Here is a 17,619-nt window from a genome sequence, read left to right on the forward strand (position 1 = left end):
GGAAGGAATCGGTACGATGACCGACGTTTCGGGTCAGGGCTCGCGGCCGGACGATCAGCGCCCCATCCTCACCAACCGGCAGGGGCATCCGGTCTACGACAACCAGAACCAGCGGACGATCGGCCCGCGCGGCCCGGCGACACTGGAGAACTACCAGTTCCTGGAGAAGATCAGCCACTTCGACCGCGAACGCATCCCCGAGCGCGTCGTGCACGCCAGGGGCACGCTCAGCTACGGCTACTTCGAGTCGTACGGCAAGCTCGGCGACGAGCCGATCGCCCGCTACACCAGGGCCAAGCTCTTCCAGGAAGAGGGCAAGCGCACCGACGTGGCCGTACGCTTCTCCACCGTGATCGGCGGGCGCGACTCGGCCGAGACGGCCCGCGACCCGCGCGGCTTCGCCGTCAAGTTCTACACCGAGGACGGCAACTGGGACCTCGTCGGCAACAACCTCGCCGTCTTCTTCATCAGGGACGCCATCAAGTTCCCCGACGTGATCCACTCGCTCAAACCGGACCCCGTCACGTTCCGCCAGGACCCCAACCGGATCTTCGACTTCATGTCGCAGACGCCGGAGAGCATGCACATGCTCGTCAACCTCTTCAGCCCGCGCGGCATCCCCGCCGACTACCGGCACATGCAGGGCTTCGGCGTGAACACGTACAAGTGGGTCAACGCGGAGGGCGAGACCCGGCTGGTGAAGTACCACTGGATCCCCAAGCAGGGCGTGCGCAGCATGACCCAGGCCGACGCCGCCGCCGTCCAGGCGCACGACCTCGGCCACGCCACCAAGGACCTGCACGACGCCATCGAGCGCGGCGACTTTCCCGAGTGGGAGCTGCGCGTGCAGATCATGACCGACGACGAGCATCCCGAGCTGGACTTCGACCCGCTCGACGACACCAAGGTCTGGCCGGAGAACGAGTTCCCCGCGCTGCCGGTCGGCCGCATGGTGCTCGACCGCAACGTGCAGAACCAGTTCGCCGAGAACGAGCAGGCCGCGTTCGGCACCGGCGTGCTGGTCGACGGGCTCGACTTCTCCGACGACAAGATGCTCATCGGCCGCACGTTCTCCTACAGCGACACCCAGCGCTACCGCGTCGGGCCCAACTATCTGCAGCTCCCGGTCAACCAGACCAAGGCCGAATGCAGGACCAACCAGCGCGACGGCCAGATGACGTACTTCGTCGACACCGGCGGCGAGGACCCGCACATCAACTACGAGCCGTCGCTGCGCGGCGGGCTGCGCGAGGCGCACTATCCGCACCCCGACGAGGTCGGCCCGGTCGTCTCCGGCAGGCTCACCCGCAAGCGCATCCCGCGTACCAACGACTACAAGCAGGCAGGCCAGCGGTACCTGCTGATGGAGGAGTGGGAGCGCGACGACCTCGTCGGCAACCTCGTCACCAACCTCCAGCAGTGCGACCGGCCCATCCAGGAGCGCATGGTCTGGCACTTCCTGCTCGCCGAGGACGACCTCGGCCTGCGCGTGGGCGAGGGCCTCGGCATCACACCCGACGACGTCTCGCACCTGGAGCCGCTGCAGAGCCAGGACCTCACCGACGAGGACCGCGACCGGCTGGCCAAGCTGGGCAGGAACGGGCCGCGCGACGTCGAGAACCTGAAGATGACCCACTGCGTCCCGAACGAGCGGGCGGTGCACGCCGAGGCGTGACGCGCACGCGGGGCGGGCCTCCTGCGAGGGGCCCGCTCATCGCATCCGCTGGGGTCGTCAGGCCGGCCAGCGTTCGACGCGCCGCCAGTGTCCACGCCACTCGGCGAACCACGTCGCGAACCACGGATGGGCCCCGGCCAGCGGCATGATGTACGCGACCGTCTCCAGGTAGTAGCGCCGCTGAAACCGCCACGGCATGCGCTGCAGCTCCTGTACGTTGCTCACCCGGTCGGCCAGCTTCACCAGCACCGCCTTGGGCGGCGCCTTCACCAGCGAGGCCAGGTGGTCGGCCTTCGCACCGCCCGGCGGCCTGGTCACCCACCGCACCAGCGCGCCCACCTCGGGCCCGAACCGGCGCGCGACCTCCGCCTCGGTGCAGGGCGTGTCCTCCAGGACGTCGTGCAGCACGATCGAGACCAGCACGTCCCTGTCGCTCAGCCCGGCGCCGCGCACCGCCACCTCCAGCGCCTCGAGAAGATGCTCCAGGTACGGCCGCCCCGTCGGCCGCTGCTGCACGCCGTGCCTGCGCCGGGCGAAGGCGACCGCGTCACGCAGGGCGTCCACGGTGGGCGCGGGGAGCGCCGCGGCCAGCGGGCCCTCCGCGTGCGCCCAGGACGGCCAGCTCGTGAAGATCTCCATCGCGCTCCTTCGTCTGTGATCGTGCCGCGCGCGTGTCCTAGGCTGAGAATATGGCCGAGATCGCGGTGCCCGACGGGTCGTGGACGTTTGATGGGGAAACGCTGCGTATCGTCCCCGGGAGCGATAAAGGCATCGATGAGCTGCGCAGAGCTCTCGGCGACATCGACGTTCCGCTCGAGGCCATCGCGGGGGTGTCGTTCGAGCCCGGGCGCAAGGGCGGCCACCTGAGATTAAGGCTGCGCAAGGGCGCCGACGCGCTCTACGACGTGGTCGCGGGGGCGCTGACGCCGCCCGCCGACCCGTACCGGCTGGCCGTGCCCAAGGGCCGCACGGGCGCGGCCGAATACTTCGCCGACGAGGTGCGCGACACCCTGCGGGTCTTCCAGACGCCCAGCGGCCCCTGCGAGCACTACCTCGTCCGCGTCCCCGACGTGCCCATCACCGCCACCGCCGGCGACGGCACGGTCTCCTTCGACGGCGAGCGCATCCGCCTGGAGTGGACCGGCTGGGCCAGCAGCGACAAGGAGAAGCTGGGCCCGCAGGAGTTCCCGCTGACCGACGTGGCGAGCGTGGAGTGGAAGCCGCAGTCCGGCATGGGCTACGGCAGCCTGCGCTTCCGCCTCAAGGGCGGCGGGCCCGGCCTGGCACCGGACAAGGACCCGCGCTGCGTCTCGTGGGGCGTGCAGCGCTACGGCGGCACCACCGCCCTGGTGGCCGCGGCCGTGCTCGCGCGCCTGCCGCGCGATGTGCCCGAGCCGCCCCAGCCGCTGCCCGCGCCGCCCGCCGACGACGTGCACGACGCGGTGCTGCGCCGCCTGGCCGAGCTGGGCCGGCTGCACCAGTCGGGGGTGCTGACGGATGAGGAGTTCGCCGCGGCCAAGCAGGCCATGATCCGCCGCCTCCAGGAGACGTGACGGGCCGCCGCGCCCTTCCTGACGCACCTTTATCGAGTGGCGACGCGCCCGCAATGACCGGGGATGCCCTTTATTGGGTGGCGGAGTGCCGCGTCCCCTGTGAGAGGCTGCGGAGACCCCGACGACGAGGAGGAGCCGGTGACCGTGACACCTGACGAGGAGCGGCTGCTGCGCCGCGCGATCGAGCTGGCCGCCGAGGCGCGGGCGGGCGGCAACCCGCCGTTCGGCTCGCTGCTCGCCGGCCCCGACGGCACGATCCTGGCCGAAGAGCGCAACAGCACGCTCACCGACCGCGACATCACCGCGCACCCCGAGCTGAAGCTGGCCCGCTGGGCGGCCCGCGAGCTCGACCCGGACACGGCGGCGGCCACCACCATGTTCACCAGCTGCCAGCCGTGCGGCATGTGCGCAGGGGCCATCGCCCGCTCGGGGCTCGGCCGGGTCGTGTACGCGCTGTCCGGCGAGCAGCTCGACGGGCTCAAGCCGCCCGGCAGCGCCTTCACCGACCCGCCCAGCACCGGCCCGGCCTTGTACGACGAGGCCCGGGTTCCCGTCGAGGGCTACTACCGCTAGGCAACGCCATCACCCTTCGCTTACGATCGACCACGCAAAGTGATGTTCGATCGTTCGTCCAGGAGGGGCAATGTCCATGACCATCCGGATGGCCGCGGCCGCCGGCGCGTTCGCGCTGCTGACGATGGGGCTCACCGCGTCGCCGGCGGCGGCCGCCACCCACCTCGACTGCCACACGTTCGTCCACGCGATCGACCGCGACCTCGGCATCGCGTCCTGCACCAACCGCACGGGCCGCGCGTGGATCTTCCGCGCCGTGGTGGTCTGCGGCATGGCCCCTGACGTGGTCGGCGAGTGGGTCCGCCTCGAGCCCGGCGGCTCCGGCGAGTCGCAGGGCTACTGCGGCGGCATCCTCACCACCGGCGTGGGCGCGGTCGGCGTCGACGAACGCCCCGCCTGACCGGCCGTCCTGGCGACCCCACGGCGGGCACCCTGAACGCGGCGCCCGCCGTCCCGCCGCATGCGCGGCCCGCCACAGCCGTTCCCGCCGTGGAGCGCCCACCGTGACGACGCCATCCCGAGGCGACGCGGCAAGCTCCTGCCGTGCCTACGCCTTCGCGACGCCGTCCACCCCTTCACCGCCTTCTCAGGAGTGCAGTCTTCGTCTGCTGGACGTAGGGAGCCGATGAGGACGAGGCCGGCTGCGATCACGTAGGCCGCGCGTCCACGGCACCTCGTGCCGGTCTTGCCCGCCTCCCACGCGAAGACGGCGACGCCCACCGCCTGGGGCGAAGACGCCCCACCGCCTGGGGTGAAAGCGCCGCAGACGCCAGAAACCCCAGCCCGGTCATCCCGAGCTGGGGTTTTGCTGTGGTGCGCCGCCAGGGACTCGAACCCCGGACCCGCTGATTAAGAGTCAGCTGCTCTGACCAACTGAGCTAGCGGCGCAACGGGGTTAACTCTATCAGCCCTCGGACAGTGCCCGCGCCGCCCAGGCACATCCGTGCTCATCCGGTCCCTGACGACACGATCACGCCAGGCGGGCCGCCAGCTTCTCGTACGCCCCCAGCACCAGGTCCCAGAACGCCGGCACATCCATGGACGTCGCGACGAGGGCGTTGGCCTGGCGGCCTTCGACGCGGAAGTCCGTCACGGTCATGCCCCTGGTGTACTGCCCGGCGGTCTCCACGTTCACCACGGCGGGCACGCAGGTGAACAGCGACGGCCGCAGCACGTACGCGACCGCGCATGCGTCGTGGATCGCGGGCCCGCCCTCGGCCGTCACCATCCCGTAGTACTGCGCGGCCGGCACCAGCAGCTCCGACAACCGCCCGAGCGGCCGCATGCGCTCCAGCACCGGCGAGGTCACGGCGGCGGTCAGCGTCACGTCGAGACCCAGCATCTTGACCGTCCACCCGGCCTCGAAGGCGATCGCGGCGGCCTCGGGGTCGGCCAGCATGTTGAACTCGGCGGCCGGGTTGTGGTTGCCGCGCGTGAAGGAGCCGCCCATGATGACGAAGTCGCGGGCCCATTCGACGATGCGCGGCTCACGGCGTACGGCGAGCGCGATGTTCGTCAGCGGCCCCACCGCGACCAGCGTGATCTCGCCGGGCGCGGCCCGCAGCGTCTCCACGATGAAGTCGACCGCGTGCCCCTCGGAGGGTCCCCGCGTGGGGGCGGGCAGGACGACGTCCCCGAGCCCGGTGGGCCCGTGCACGTCGGCGGCCCGGACCGTGCGGCGCAGCAGCGCGCCCGCGCTGCCCGGGGTGACCGGCACGTCGCCCATCCGCAGGAACTCGCGCAGCGCCAGCGCGTTGGCGGTGGTGAATTCCAGGTCCACGTTGCCGCCGACGGTGGTGATGCCCACGAGGTCGATCTCGTCCGACGAGCCGGCGGCCAGCGCCAGGGCGAGTGCGTCGTCTATCCCCGGATCGCAGTCGATGAGAACTTTCTTCACTCACCGGAGGATACGCACGGATCAGGCCGGCGTAACGCAGGGATCGGACCGGGATTACGCCCGAGTCGGGCCGAGGGTCCCGGGCCGGGCCGAGGGCCCCAAATCGAGCCGAGGGGTCCCGAATCAGGAATGGGTCCCGAATCAAGCCGAGGGTCCCGAATTCGGGCCGAGGGGTCCCGAGTCGGCCGAGGGATTACGCCTGGATCCGGCCGGGGGTCGCGTACGCATGGATCGGGCCGGGCAGTTCCCCCAAATCTGCCCGGCCCGATCGGCGGCGGTCCAGGCCGGCGTCTTCCCCAAAACGCCGGCGGTCCCGCACTTTGCGGCCCGCGGTCCCCCTCCGCGTCCGCATCGGTGAAGGTCCTCGCGGTCAGTCGCCAGTGCTCCTGACCTGCTACTACGCTACCGAGACGAATGCAACGGTCGCGTCATAACGGGGTCGAATATCTGTTTAATCCCAACTACGGAAGCTCCAACCGGACTTCAGTGCCGTCCTGCAACGACCGGCTCACCGTGCAGTACTTCTCGTGCACCCGGTGGGCGACCGCCTCGAACACCTCGCCGGCCTCCTCCGACGGCAGCTCGACGTCGTACGTCACCGTGACCGTCCCCAGCTTGTTGGGCTCGATCTTCTCCGACTCGACGGTCATCGCCAGGCGCACCAGCCGGTGACCCCGCTTGGCGGTGAGCGGCTCGACGGTGACGATGTTGCACCCGCCGACCGCCGCCAGCAGCAGCTCGACCGGGGTGAACACCCCCTCCTGATCGCCGCCGCCGATCGCAACCTCGGCGCCGCGGGCGTTCGTCGCCCGGAATCCGCCGTCTTCAGTCCGCTCCACACGCACGTTAGCCATGTTTCTAGACCCTACTCAGACGGCTTTCATGTTCGGTCCGCAAGGTTGAGGTATGGCTAGCGAGGCGAATGCTCAACAGGGGCCGATCCTCTTCTGGAGCGGCGTCGCGATCGCCGAGTTGGGGGCGATCCAGCCGGGTTTCGGCGCTCCGTGGACTCCTTCCGCCTACGCCGCGGCGGCGCTGCTCGTCGCCCTCGGCTTCGTCACCGTCAAGGCCGCCGCGTATCTCCGCACCGAGGAGGCCAGGCAGCGCCTGCGGCTAGGCGGCTATCTCACCGGAGCGCTGCTGGTGGCGCACGAGTTCGGCGGGACGACCGCCGTCAGTGGCTTCGGCCGGGTGTGCTCGCTCCTGCTGTACGCGGCCGCGGCCGTGATGGCCGTACTGAGCCACCGCGCGCCCCGGACCTCCAGACCGTCTCTGCTGATCGCGACCGGGCTCGACCCCAGGACGCTGCACGAGCGGCTGGCGGATGAGCCGGGCACCGTCGCCGTCTACCGCACCGAGCGGGTCACCGACGAGCTGCGCGAGCTGCAGGCCCGCTACCGCGTCATCCTCGTGGAGGGCGCCGAGCACGATCCGCGCGCCAAGGAGCGGGTGAGCGCGTCCGGGCTCGGACGTGAGATTCCCGACATCGCCGAGCGCGAGGTGGTGGTAGCAGGTCCGCGCCGCTTTCAGCGTTATGTAGGTGGGGCGCTGTCGCGCCTGGCCGTGCCAAGGTCACAGATCCATTTCAGTTCTGACCTCAAGGTTTAGGCTTACCATACGAGTGATCTGACAGCGTGGACGGCGGACAAGGAGGCAAGATGACGACTTCTGATCGTTTCCAGTCCGTGACGACTTCCATCGCCGAGTCCGCGATGACCTCTCATATCGCCGAGCCCGCCACGGCTCCCCTGACACCGGCCACGGCGGCGTCCTTCCCGGGCAGCAGCCGCACCGAGACCTTCATGGGCCGGCCGGTCACCATCGAGATCCGCACCCCGCTTCCGGCGCGCGAGCTGACCCCGCTGATGGACGACGCCTTCGCCTGGCTGCGCTGGGCCGAGGACACCTTCAGCCCGGCCAAGGAGGACAGCCAGATCAGCCGGCTCAACCGCGGCCTGACCCTCAAGCAGATCCCCGAGCTGATCGAGGTGCTGCACCGCTGCGACGAGCTGAGCGAGTCCACCGGCGGCTGGTTCGACGCCCGCATCAAGGGCGTGACCGACCCCTCCGGCTACGTCAAGGGCTGGGCACTGGAGCGACTGTCCCGCGCGCTGCTCCAGGCGGGCGCGGGCGACCACCGCATCACGGCGGGAAACGACGTACGCGTGCGCGGCTCCCACGCCCCCGGCAGGCGCTGGCGGGTGCCCGTGCGCGACCCGCGTACCGGGAAGATCCGCCGCACCGTGCTCGCACACGACCTCGGCATCGCCACCTCCGGCGGGTCCCGCGTGCTCGACCCGCACACCGGCGAGGTCCGCGACACGCTGGGCTCGGTCACCGTCATCGGCCCCGACCTGGGGCTCGCCGACGCGTACGCGACGGCCATGTACGCCATGGGCCCCATCCAGGCCCGCCGCTTCGCGAACGAGCTGGCCGCGAAGGGCTGCTACGAGACGCTGATCGTGCTGCACGACGGGCAGGAGCTGACCACGCCAGGCTTCGCGACCTACAACGACCGGCGCGCCCGCCTGGCCGGCTGACCGAGCCGCGCCTCACCCCCTCCGGTCCGCACCGCGTGACGCGGACCGCACGTCACGCTCCGCTCACGACTCTGACCGGGCGCGCGCACGGGAGACCCGTGCGCGCCCCCGGCGCTCAGGCATCCGGATGTTTACGCAGGTAGTCGAGATAGATCGGGCGCAGCGCCTCGCCCAGCTTGCCCTCGCCCGCCACGAGAGCGTCGCTCAGCAGCGCCGAGACCCTGCTGAGGTCGTTGGCGCTCTCATCGTGGTGACCGCTGGCGGCCTCGGCCGCCGGGATCACTTTCAGCAACTCCCATAGGAACCCCAGGTCCCCGTGGCGTACGGCGTAGCGCACCGCCCGGTCGTGCAACTCGGCGGCCGGCAACGACTCGAGCCCGTTCGCGTCCATGTCGGTTCCTCCCCTGCACGCCTCTTCCCCCCGATGTCCGTCGATAACCGGAGACTACGCAGAGTGATCGGCGGGCATCGTTCTGACGGCGCCCCTATCGACCACTGAGCTCAAGTGGGAGGATCAACCAGCGTGAGATTCATCATCAGAACGCTCGCAGCGGCAGTCGCGCTGTGGGTGGCCATCCAGTTGCTCGACGGCATTGAGGTCGACGCCCCCGCGAACTCGGCCAAGTACTGGGGTGTCCTGGTGCTCGTGGCGTTGATCTTCGGTGTCGTCAACGCCATCGTCAAGCCGATCGTGAAAGCGCTCGGCTGCGCCATCATCGTGCTCACGCTGGGCCTGTTCCTGCTCGTCATCAACGCGGCGATGCTGCTGCTGACGAGTTGGATAGCGGGCGAGCTCGGCATCCCCTTCCATGTGGACAACTTCTACCCGGCCGCCTTCTGGGGCGCGATCATCATCAGCGTGGTGAGCTGGCTGCTCAGCGCGTTCGTCCCCGACGGCGACTAGACACGCACCATCCATGGAGCTCGACGGTTCCGGCCTGACGTGCGCGCGAGTGCACGAGGCCGCCTGTGAAGGGGCCCGGGTCTCGATCGCCTCCCTCGATCGGGCCCGGGCCGCGTGGGCCACCGCCCAGGAGCTGACCGGCCGCCCGGTGTACGGCAGGAGCACGGGAGTCGGCGCGAACCGGGACGTGCTCCTGGAGGGCGGCGGCCTCGACCTGCTGCGCAGCCACGCGTGCGGTGCGGGCCCGCCCGTCGAACCCGCCAGGGCCAGGGCGATGCTCGTGGTCCGGCTCAACCAGCTCCTCGCGGGCGGCTCGAGCATCGAGCCGGGCGTGTGCGAGGCGCTCGCGTACGCGATCAACCACGGTTTCACGCCGCCGCTGCGCACGTACGGGGCGATCGGCACCGGCGATCTGACCGCGCTGTCCACGACGGCGCTCTGCCTGCTCGGCGAGCTGCCCTGGAACCGCGAGCCAGGAGTGGCGGCGCCCGAGCCGCGCTTCCCGCTCGCCTCCAGCGACGCGCTGCCGTTCATCAGTTCGGGCGCGGCCACGCTGGCCGACGCCGCCATCGCGGTGCACCGGCTGCGCCGGCTCATGGAGGCCGCGATCGAGGTGGCCGCCATGTCGTTCGCCGCCGTGGACGCCTCCGCCGAGCCGCTGGCCGCCGTCGTGCACGAGGCGCGCCCGCACCCCGGCCAGGCGGCGGTGGCGGCGGCGCTGCGCGGCCTGGTGGCGCACGAGCCCAGCACCCGCGTTCAGGACCCGTACGGCTTCCGCGCCTTCGCCCAGGTGCACGGCGCGGCCGTGGACGCGCTCGACCGCGCGGTCACCGCGATCGAGACCGACCTCAACGCCTCGGCCGAGAACCCGCTCTTCGCCGAAGACCTGGCCTGGCACAACGGCAACTTCCACTCGGCGCCCGTGGCGCTGGCGCTGGACGCGCTGCGGCCCGCGCTCGTGCAGACCGCGCAGCTCAGCGCCGCCCGCCTGGCCACGCTCATGGACCCGGCCTACACCGGCCGCCTGCCCTTCCTCGCCGACCGTCCCGGCGCGTCCGGCATGCTGATCCTGGAGTACGTCGCCCAGGACGCGGTCGCCGAGCTGCGCCACCTCGCCGCGCCGGTGACCACGGGCACGGCGGTGGTCTCGCGGGGCGCGGAGGACCACGCCGGCTTCGCCACCCAGGCGGCCCGCCACACGCTGCGCTGCCTGGAGCCGCTGGAGATCGTGCTGGCCTGCGAGCGTACGGCGGCGGCCCGCGCGCTCGACGCCCCCGCGCCCGACCGCCCGCTCACGGCCGACCTTGAGGAGTCGCGCCAGGCCCTCACCCGCGCCCTCCCGAACTGAAGCCGCTCCCGGCGACCACCCCGCACCAGCCCCACCGCAACCACGCCAGCCTGACCACCGCACCAGCCCCACCGCAACCACGCCAGCCTGACCACCGCACCAGCCCCACCGCAACCACGCCAGCCTGACCACCGCACCAGCCCCACCGCAACCACGCCGGGCTGACCACCGCGCGAACCCCGCCAAGCCGCGCCGGGCCGCCCCGGCGACATGACCGCCCCGCGCGTAGCTCCGTCAGGCCCCGGAGCGGCGGGCCACCGAGCCGCGTTCGCGCAGCGTCGGCTTCTGCACGACCCGCCGCCTGCGCGCCCCGCCGTCGGCCGCCGCCGCGATGAGCCGCACGGCGGCCCTGACGATGCCGTCGATGTCCCAGTCGACCGTGGTGAGCCCCGGGCTGAGCAGCCCCGACATCGGATGGTCGTCGTAGCCCATGACGGACACGTCGCCGGGGATCGACAGGCCCAGCTCGGCCGCCGCCGCGTAGACGCCGTACGCGATCGAGTCGCTGAAGCAGAACACCGCGCTCGGCTGCTCGCCCGACAGCACCCGCAGGGCGGTCGCGGTGGCGCCGGCCAGGTCGTGGGGCGCGGTGGTCAGCTCGATGTCGAGCCGCAGGCGCTCGGCCTCGGCCGAGACGTGGACGTCGGCGGGCCGGTCGGGGGTGCTCGGCCGGGTGGGCGTGAGCACGGCGATGCGGCGGTGGCCGAGCGCGTGGAGGTGCTCCAGGGCGAGCGTGACGCCGCGCCGGTTGTCGAAGACGACCTCACCGGCCGTACCGGTGATGGAGTCGCCGATCGCGACCACCGGCACCGACTCGCACAGCTCGGGCCAGAACGCGGCGGCGGGATCGATGGGCTGCACGATCATGCCGTCGACGCGCTGGTCGCGGAGCTGCTGGGCCAGGGCGCGCTCGCGGGCCGGGTCGCCGACCGCGTCGAGGATGAGGGCGTAGCGGTCCTTCTCCCGCAGGCCCCTGCTGATGCCGACGGCGAGCGACTGCTGCCACAGGTCTTCGAGCGAGCCGCACAGCAGGCCGATCATGCCGGTGCGGCCGCTGGCGAGTGCCCTGGCGATGGGGTCGGCCTCGTAGCCGAGCTCGGCGGCGGCGGCGCGGACTCGCTCCATGGTCTCCTCCGACACCTGAAGGCCGCGCAGTGCGTAGGAGACGGCCGCCGGCGACAGGCCCGTGGCCCGCGCCACCTCACGGATCGTGGCTCTCTTCCGAGGCATTCAGCCAGCCTATTGCGTGGGACCGGCGAGAGCCGCTTTCCCGTGAGAGCTTGTCGCTTTTACGTAAGAAACGCCCGTTGACATGACCTTCGTGAAGCGTTTCACTGAACCGTATCACTGAAACGGTTCACTCTGACCCTTGCGCAGGCAGACCGGTTTACATGTATTGTGAGTAGGAAATGGCGGGGAAGGAGGGAGTGACGGCATGACGATCGACGTGCACCAGCACTTGTGGACGCCCGGATTCGTCGATGCCCTGCGCACCAGAACCCGCCCGCCGTACCTCGACGGCTGGACGCTGATCCTCGACGGCGAGCCGCCGTACGAGGTGAACCCCGCCGATCACGAAGGGCGCGACACGACCGGCCTGGAGCTCGCGCTGGTGTCGCTGTCGAGCCCGCTCGGCATCGAGTTCCTGCCGCCCGAGGACGCCTGGCCGCTGATCGACGCCTACCACGACGGCGCGCTCGCGCTGGGCGAGCCGTACGGCGCGTGGGCGGCCACCTGCCACAGCGACATCGACCCCGAGCGCCTGGCCAAGGATCTCGACCGCGGCTTCGCGGGCCTGCAGATCCCCGCCACGGCCGTCCCCGACGACCGGATCCTCGAAGTCCTGACCGGCAGGGACCTGCCGCTGTTCGTGCATCCGGGGCCGGCCGCGCTGACCCCGGGCACGCCGCCCTGGTGGCCCGCGCTGGTGCCGTACGTCCAGCAGATGCACCAGGCATGGCACTACTTCCACGCCGTCGTCCGGCCCAGGCATCCCCGGCTGCGGGTCTGCTTCGCGCTGCTCGCCGGCCTCGCGCCGCTGCACTCCGAACGCCTCATCACCAGGGGCGGCGGCGGGCGCGGCCTGGTGGACCGCGACTTCTTCGTGGAGACCTCCTCCTACGGCCCGCGCGCGATCGACGCGATCGTCCGCGAGCTCGGCATCGACGTCGTGGTCAACGGATCCGACGCCCCCTACGCCACCGCACCCGATCCCGGGCTCGGCGCGGCCGCAGGCCACGCCATCCGGGTGGTCAACCCCCGTCGTCTGCTGAACAGAAAGGAGACTCGTACGTGAGCACTGACCAGATCCAGGACGGGGGCACCTGCTCCAGGCTCCCCGAGCGCACTCTCGACCGGCGCGAGCTGCGCGACCTGGTGGACGAGCTGGCCGCCCATCCGGAGGAGTGGCGCGACCAGGTGGACTTCCCCGCCGACGGCGGGCGGCACTACGCCTCCCTCTACCGCGACGCGTACGTGGACGTCTGGCTGCTGTGCTGGCGTCCGGAGGACGACACGGGCTGGCACGACCACGACATCTCCTCGGGGGCGGTGCGCGTGGTGCAGGGCGCGCTGCGCGAGTGCAACCCGCGCATCGGCGGCGAGCACCTGGAGACGGTGGTGACGGAGGGTCAGTCGTTCTCGTTCGGTCCCGACCACATCCACCGGCTGACGGGCGCAGTGGACCAGAGCGTGTCCATCCACGCGTACTCGCCGCCGCTGTGGCGGCTCGGCCAGTACTCCATCGACGGCACGGGCGTCATGCGCCGCGTCTCGGTGAGCTACGCCGACGAGCTGCGTCCCATCGACGAGCCGGTCCCGGAGCCGATCACCGGGCAGGAGGCCGTGCCCGAGGCGCAGCCGGTCGGGTCAGTCGCCTGAGGCCGCACGCGCCCGCGCGGCGGGCCTGAGCACGCAGCAGCTTCCGCAGGGCTCCACGTCCGGCAGGGTGATCCACAGGCAGCAGGTCCTGCGGAAGTAGCCGTCGCCGGCGGGCTCGATCAGCCCGTCGAGCGGCGGCCCGATCAAGCGCAGCAGCTCCATGTAGTCGCCGGGCACGATCGTGGTCAGCGGGTGGGCGAACGCCTCCGCCGTGGAGCCCCACAGCGTGCGCTCGCCCACCTTGGTCAGCGCGTTGATCGCCTCGACCAGCGGGCGCTGCGACTCCTCCAGCGCTTCGCGGATGGCGCCGACGCCGGTGTCCCAGCGCACGCGGGAGGCGGCCAGCGTCACCCCGGCGGGCGAGACCTGGAAGTACGTGGCGTCGAACGGCATGATCGGCACCCGCCCGCCGAGCGCCCACCCGAGCGCCAGCGGCAGCGCGTGCCAATAGCCGTAGGTCTTCCAGAACAGCGCCGCGCCGACGTGCCTCGGGGCGTTCCAGCGCGCGGCCGTCTCGTCCACCAGCTCGGTCAGCAGCGTGTACGGCTCCCGCACCAGCTCGGTGACCGGGGTCCAGGAGCCGTCAGGGTCGATGACGAGGCCGGGCACCACTCCGAGCACCCCGCCGCGCTCGTCCGCCAGCCGCCGGAGCGTGTCGGTCAGCACGCGGGACTCCCCTTCGATCATCGTCGGGCTCCCTCCAACGTAGCAGGGCGACCGGCCAGCCATCCGGCCACGAGCTGCACCACCAGTACGCCGAGTCCGGCCGAAAGCGGCACCGTCCAGCCGCCGGAGATCTCCCTGAGGTAGCCGAACAGCATCGGGCCGAGCGCCGCGACGACGTAGCCGACGGACTGGGCGACCGCGGACAGCGCGGTCACGGCCGCAGGGTCGGCGGGACGCAGCGCGATGATCAGCAGCGCCAGCGCGAACGAGGCGCCCTGGCCGATGCCCAGCACGATCATCCACACCCACGGCAGCGTCGTGGGGGCGAGCAGCATGCCGAGGTAGCCGAGCACGGTCAGCACGCACGCGCCCACCACGTACGGCACCTGCGAGGCGCGCCGCCCGGCCAGCACGGGCACCGCGAGCGAGGTGCCGACCTGCACCGCGTTGGTCAGGCTGAGCAGGTAGCCGGCCTGGTCGGCGGGCAGCCCCGCTTCCAGGAAGATGGTGGGGAGCCAGGCCAGCATGACGTAGAAGGTGAGCGATTGCAGCCCCATCAGCGCGGTGACGTACCAGGTGACGCGGCTGCGCAGCACGGCGCCGAACGGGCGCGGGCCGTCGGAGCCCACCTGCGGCCTGCCGCGCAACGCCTGCGGCAGCCAGAGCAGTGCCGCGAGCAGCGCGGGCACGGCGAGCAGCGCCGTGACGCCGCGCCAGCCGGCGCCGGTGGCGTGCTCGACGGGGACCACCAGCGCGGAGGCGAGCGCGGCACCGGCGACCACGGCCGAGACGTAGACGCCGGTCATGAGGTTGACGCGGGTGGGGAAGTGCTGCTTGACGACGCCGGGCATGGAGACGTTCATGACCGCGATGGCGGTGGCGGCCAGGGCGGAGCCGATGTAGAGCAGCGGCGCGCCGTCGAGCCCGCGTACGGCGACGCCCGCGGCGATGACGAGCAGGCCGGCGAGCAGCGTGCGGTCGAGCCCGATGCGGCGCGCGAGCAGCGGCGTGACCGGCCCGAACACGCCCAGGCAGACGACCATGACGGTGGTGATCGCGCCGCCGCCCGCGGGGCTCAGGCCCACGTCGCCCATGATCTCGTCGAGCAGCGGGGAGACGCCCGCGATGGCCGGGCGGAGGTTGAGCGCGGCCAGGGCGAACCCGGCCACGAGCACGGCGGATCTCAACGACATAGACGACCACTCTGGCACAACCGCTTGACAACGTTGTCCGCCCCTCCCGAGTAGGAAATGATCCAGGCGTGAGACCGACGATGAAGGACGTCGCCTCGGCGGCCGGCGTCGCGCTCAAGACCGTCTCGCGCGTCGTGAACGGCGAGCCCGGCGTCCACCCGGCCACCGCCGAGCGCGTGCGCGCGGCCATCGAGCGGCTCGGCTACAGCCGCAACGAGAGCGCGCGCGTGCTGCGCAGAGGCAGGACCGCCACGATCGGGCTGGTCATCGAGGACGTGGCCGACCCGTTCTACTCGGGGCTGAGCCGGGCGGTCGAGGACGTCGTGATCGAGCACGGCTGCCTGCTGCTGAGCGGCTCGTCCGGCGAGGAGCCCGGCAGGGAGCGGGAGCTGGTCGAGACGTTCTGCGCGCGGCGCGTGGACGGGCTGATCGTGGTGCCGGCCGGTGACGACCACACCTATCTGCGGCCCGAGCTGGAGGCGGGGACGCCGGTGGTCTTCGCCGACCGGCCGCCGGGCGCGGGGCTCGACGTGGACACCGTGCTGGCCGACAACGCGGGCGGTGCGCGGCTGGCGGTACGCCATCTGATGGCGCACGGGCACCGCAGGATCGCCTTCCTCGGCGACGACCCGGCCATCTTCACCGCAGCCGAGCGGCGGCGCGGCTACCGGGACGAGCTGGGCGGCCTGTACGACGAGCGGCTGGTGGCCATGCGGCCGCCGTCGCTGGAGGCGATCCGTACGGACCTGGAGCGGATGCTCGCCCTCGACGACCCGCCGACGGCGCTGTTCACCGGCAACGGCCGCTACACCGTGACGACGCTGCGGGCGCTGGAGAGGCGGCGGATCGCGCTGGTCGGGTTCGACGACTTCGAGCTGGCCGACCTGCTCGACCCGGGGGTGACGGTGGTGGCGCAGGATCCGGCGTGGATGGGGCGGGTCTCGGCCGAGCTGCTCTTCCGCCGCCTGGGCGGCGACACCGGCCGTTCGGAGCACGTGGAGCTGCCGGTACGCCTCATCGTGCGCGGCTCGGGCGAGCTGCCCCCGACCGGCTTCTGAGGGCGAGCCGCCCCTGGCCGGCTCCCGACGCGCGTCCCCCGACGCGACGGACCGGGCGCGTTCACACAAGGACGCGTGTGCGGGCGGGGACCGCGGGCTCAGGCGGGGACGCGGACGGCCGGTGAGCGCAGCACGCCCGCCAGCGCCACCGCGACCACCACCCCGGCCAGCCCGGACGCGGCCATGGCGTACCCCGGCGCGATCACCTCGCCGAGCGCGCCGATCAGCGCCGCGCCGGCCGCCTGCCCCGTCATCAGCCCGGCCGACTGCAGCCCGAACGCCTGCCCGCGCACCTCCTCGGGCACCGCGTCCACGAACCGCCGCTGCAGCCCGAGCTGGTACGACAGCCCCGCGGCGCCGAGCGCCGCGAGCACCGCCGCCCACCCGATGCCGGGCCCGAGCGCGAAGGCCGTCCACGGCACGCCGAGCAGCAGCGCCAGCGGGAACGACAACCGCTCGCGCAGCGCGGGCGCCGCGAAGCGCCCCACGGCGAACTCCCCCGCCGCCATGCCGACGGCCGCCGCCGCGAGCACCATCCCGGCCTGCCCCTGCCCGCCGAGGTACGGCACCACCATGGCCTCGGCCCCCGCCAGGCACACGCATGGCAGCCACATGGCGAGCAGCAGCCCGCGTACGCGCCCGTCGGCGATGAGCCGCCGGTTGACCCGCAGCGTCTGGCGTATCGCGCCGGGCCCGCCGTTCCCCCGCGCCGCGGTGTACGGCAGCCCGAGCCGCAGCACCACGGCCGCCACCGCCGACAGCACGGCGGTGATCGCGAGCGCCCCTGAGGGACCGACGACGGCGAGGACCGCTCCGCCCGCCGCCAGCCCGGCGACCTGTGCGCTCGCCGACGCCATGTTGAGCAGCGAGCGCCCGAGCACGAACGCGTCGCCGGGCAGCACCTCGGGCAGCATCGCCGCCCGCGCCGCGAAGAAGACGGGCGAGAACAGCCCCGTGGCCAGCACCAGCGCCAGCATCGCCCACACCGGCAGCCCGGCGTAGGCGAGCAGCAGGCAGGTGACGGCCCTGACCAGCTCCCCCGCGATCATCAGCGCCCGCGGCGGCAGCCGGTCGGCCAGCGAGATCAGAAGCAGCCCGCCTGCGATGTACGGCAGCCACCCGGCCATGTACGCCGCCGCCGACAGCCCTGCGGAGCCGGTCCGCGCGTAGACGAGCACGGACAGCGCCAGCATCCTGATCACATCGCCGCCGATCATCAGGGCGAAGCTGCCGAACAGGACGCGGAACTCCTTGACGGCGAAGACCTCGCCGAACGTCGCGCTTTTCACGGTTCCCGATGCTCGGGCCCGCCCCGGAGGTGGGGCGACTTTT

General features: G+C 72.0%; 19 protein-coding genes and 1 tRNA gene. 11 read left to right on the top strand and 9 right to left on the bottom strand.

Annotation, left to right across the window (positions count from 1 at the left end):
• Positions 1-16 precede the first annotated feature (16 nt).
• The gene (locus tag ACFMQL_RS06795) at positions 17-1,675 is read left to right on the top strand and encodes a catalase (RefSeq protein ID WP_364058701.1); all 1,659 of its coding nucleotides are present in this window, start codon (positions 17-19) and stop codon (positions 1,673-1,675) included.
• A 57-nt stretch (positions 1,676-1,732) separates the two neighbouring features.
• Here ACFMQL_RS06795 and ACFMQL_RS06800 read toward each other — a convergent pair whose 3' ends face one another.
• Positions 1,733-2,314, bottom strand: coding sequence for an HD domain-containing protein (locus ACFMQL_RS06800; RefSeq protein WP_378784961.1), 582 nt, complete (start codon positions 2,312-2,314; stop codon positions 1,733-1,735).
• A 50-nt stretch (positions 2,315-2,364) separates the two neighbouring features.
• Between ACFMQL_RS06800 and ACFMQL_RS06805 the strand changes: the two genes are divergently transcribed.
• The 3 genes from ACFMQL_RS06805 to ACFMQL_RS06815 all read left to right on the top strand — a co-directional run bounded on the left by ACFMQL_RS06805 (position 2,365) and on the right by ACFMQL_RS06815 (position 4,201).
• Positions 2,365-3,228 carry a DUF4429 domain-containing protein gene (locus tag ACFMQL_RS06805; RefSeq protein WP_364058708.1) on the top strand — a complete coding sequence of 288 codons (864 nt, stop codon included), beginning with the start codon at positions 2,365-2,367 and terminating at the stop codon, positions 3,226-3,228.
• A gap of 138 nt (positions 3,229-3,366) precedes the next feature.
• Positions 3,367-3,801, top strand: a complete 435-nt coding sequence (locus ACFMQL_RS06810) for a nucleoside deaminase (protein ID WP_364058711.1) — start codon at positions 3,367-3,369, stop codon at positions 3,799-3,801.
• A gap of 70 nt (positions 3,802-3,871) precedes the next feature.
• Complete coding sequence (locus tag ACFMQL_RS06815) at positions 3,872-4,201, top strand: hypothetical protein (protein WP_364058714.1); 330 nt, start codon at positions 3,872-3,874, stop codon at positions 4,199-4,201.
• A gap of 411 nt (positions 4,202-4,612) precedes the next feature.
• Here ACFMQL_RS06815 and ACFMQL_RS06820 read toward each other — a convergent pair.
• The 3 genes from ACFMQL_RS06820 to ACFMQL_RS06830 form a co-directional block, all read right to left on the bottom strand.
• Positions 4,613-4,689, bottom strand: a tRNA-Lys gene (locus ACFMQL_RS06820).
• Positions 4,690-4,771: 82 nt separating this feature from the next.
• Positions 4,772-5,698 carry a nucleoside hydrolase gene (locus ACFMQL_RS06825; RefSeq protein ID WP_364058716.1) on the bottom strand — a complete coding sequence of 309 codons (927 nt, stop codon included), beginning with the start codon at positions 5,696-5,698 and terminating at the stop codon, positions 4,772-4,774.
• A 461-nt stretch (positions 5,699-6,159) separates the two neighbouring features.
• Positions 6,160-6,552, bottom strand: coding sequence for an OsmC family protein (locus ACFMQL_RS06830; protein ID WP_364058719.1), 393 nt, complete (start codon positions 6,550-6,552; stop codon positions 6,160-6,162).
• Between the two features lie 52 nt (positions 6,553-6,604).
• On the opposite strand from ACFMQL_RS06830, the gene ACFMQL_RS06835 reads away from it, so the two are divergent.
• Both ACFMQL_RS06835 and ACFMQL_RS06840 read left to right on the top strand, forming a co-directional pair.
• The gene (locus ACFMQL_RS06835; protein ID WP_378784963.1) at positions 6,605-7,306 is read left to right on the top strand and encodes a hypothetical protein; all 702 of its coding nucleotides are present in this window, start codon (positions 6,605-6,607) and stop codon (positions 7,304-7,306) included.
• 50 nt (positions 7,307-7,356) lie between these two features.
• Complete coding sequence (locus ACFMQL_RS06840) at positions 7,357-8,238, top strand: FAD:protein FMN transferase (RefSeq protein WP_364058725.1); 882 nt, start codon at positions 7,357-7,359, stop codon at positions 8,236-8,238.
• 115 nt (positions 8,239-8,353) lie between these two features.
• Here ACFMQL_RS06840 and ACFMQL_RS06845 read toward each other — a convergent pair whose 3' ends face one another.
• Positions 8,354-8,629: a hypothetical protein gene (locus tag ACFMQL_RS06845; RefSeq protein ID WP_364058728.1), complete on the bottom strand. Its 276-nt coding sequence runs from the start codon at positions 8,627-8,629 to the stop codon at positions 8,354-8,356.
• Between the two features lie 132 nt (positions 8,630-8,761).
• Between ACFMQL_RS06845 and ACFMQL_RS06850 the strand changes: the two genes are divergently transcribed.
• Both ACFMQL_RS06850 and ACFMQL_RS06855 read left to right on the top strand, forming a co-directional pair.
• A complete protein-coding gene (locus ACFMQL_RS06850; RefSeq protein ID WP_364058731.1) occupies positions 8,762-9,142 on the top strand; it encodes a phage holin family protein in 381 nt (126 codons plus the stop codon).
• Positions 9,143-9,155: 13 nt separating this feature from the next.
• The gene (locus tag ACFMQL_RS06855; protein ID WP_378784966.1) at positions 9,156-10,490 is read left to right on the top strand and encodes an aromatic amino acid ammonia-lyase; all 1,335 of its coding nucleotides are present in this window, start codon (positions 9,156-9,158) and stop codon (positions 10,488-10,490) included.
• Positions 10,491-10,724: 234 nt separating this feature from the next.
• On the opposite strand, the gene ACFMQL_RS06860 is transcribed toward ACFMQL_RS06855, so the two are convergent.
• Positions 10,725-11,720 (bottom strand): LacI family DNA-binding transcriptional regulator, encoded by a 996-nt coding sequence (locus tag ACFMQL_RS06860; protein ID WP_364058737.1) that lies wholly within the window; start codon positions 11,718-11,720, stop codon positions 10,725-10,727.
• A gap of 205 nt (positions 11,721-11,925) precedes the next feature.
• Between ACFMQL_RS06860 and ACFMQL_RS06865 the strand changes: the two genes are divergently transcribed.
• Both ACFMQL_RS06865 and ACFMQL_RS06870 read left to right on the top strand, forming a co-directional pair.
• Positions 11,926-12,786 carry an amidohydrolase gene (locus tag ACFMQL_RS06865; RefSeq protein WP_378784967.1) on the top strand — a complete coding sequence of 287 codons (861 nt, stop codon included), beginning with the start codon at positions 11,926-11,928 and terminating at the stop codon, positions 12,784-12,786.
• Positions 12,783-13,370 carry a cysteine dioxygenase gene (locus ACFMQL_RS06870; RefSeq protein WP_378784968.1) on the top strand — a complete coding sequence of 196 codons (588 nt, stop codon included), beginning with the start codon at positions 12,783-12,785 and terminating at the stop codon, positions 13,368-13,370. The genes ACFMQL_RS06865 and ACFMQL_RS06870 overlap by 4 nt, the downstream gene beginning before the upstream one ends.
• On the opposite strand, the gene ACFMQL_RS06875 is transcribed toward ACFMQL_RS06870, so the two are convergent.
• Together ACFMQL_RS06875 and ACFMQL_RS06880 are read right to left on the bottom strand one after the other, a co-directional pair.
• Positions 13,359-14,057 (bottom strand): (2Fe-2S)-binding protein, encoded by a 699-nt coding sequence (locus ACFMQL_RS06875; RefSeq protein WP_364058746.1) that lies wholly within the window; start codon positions 14,055-14,057, stop codon positions 13,359-13,361. The genes ACFMQL_RS06870 and ACFMQL_RS06875 overlap by 12 nt on opposite strands.
• Positions 14,054-15,229 carry an MFS transporter gene (locus tag ACFMQL_RS06880; RefSeq protein ID WP_364058749.1) on the bottom strand — a complete coding sequence of 392 codons (1,176 nt, stop codon included), beginning with the start codon at positions 15,227-15,229 and terminating at the stop codon, positions 14,054-14,056. Before ACFMQL_RS06880 ends, ACFMQL_RS06875 begins: the two co-directional genes overlap by 4 nt.
• Before the next feature lie 68 nt (positions 15,230-15,297).
• On the opposite strand from ACFMQL_RS06880, the gene ACFMQL_RS06885 reads away from it, so the two are divergent.
• Positions 15,298-16,287: a LacI family DNA-binding transcriptional regulator gene (locus ACFMQL_RS06885; protein ID WP_378784969.1), complete on the top strand. Its 990-nt coding sequence runs from the start codon at positions 15,298-15,300 to the stop codon at positions 16,285-16,287.
• Positions 16,288-16,385: 98 nt separating this feature from the next.
• On the opposite strand, the gene ACFMQL_RS06890 is transcribed toward ACFMQL_RS06885, so the two are convergent.
• Positions 16,386-17,576 (bottom strand): MFS transporter, encoded by a 1,191-nt coding sequence (locus tag ACFMQL_RS06890; RefSeq protein ID WP_364058752.1) that lies wholly within the window; start codon positions 17,574-17,576, stop codon positions 16,386-16,388.
• Positions 17,577-17,619: the final 43 nt, after the last annotated feature.

Origin of the sequence: Nonomuraea fastidiosa (assembly GCF_042751225.1) — a bacterium.
Lineage (GTDB): Bacteria > Actinomycetota > Actinomycetes > Streptosporangiales > Streptosporangiaceae > Nonomuraea > Nonomuraea fastidiosa.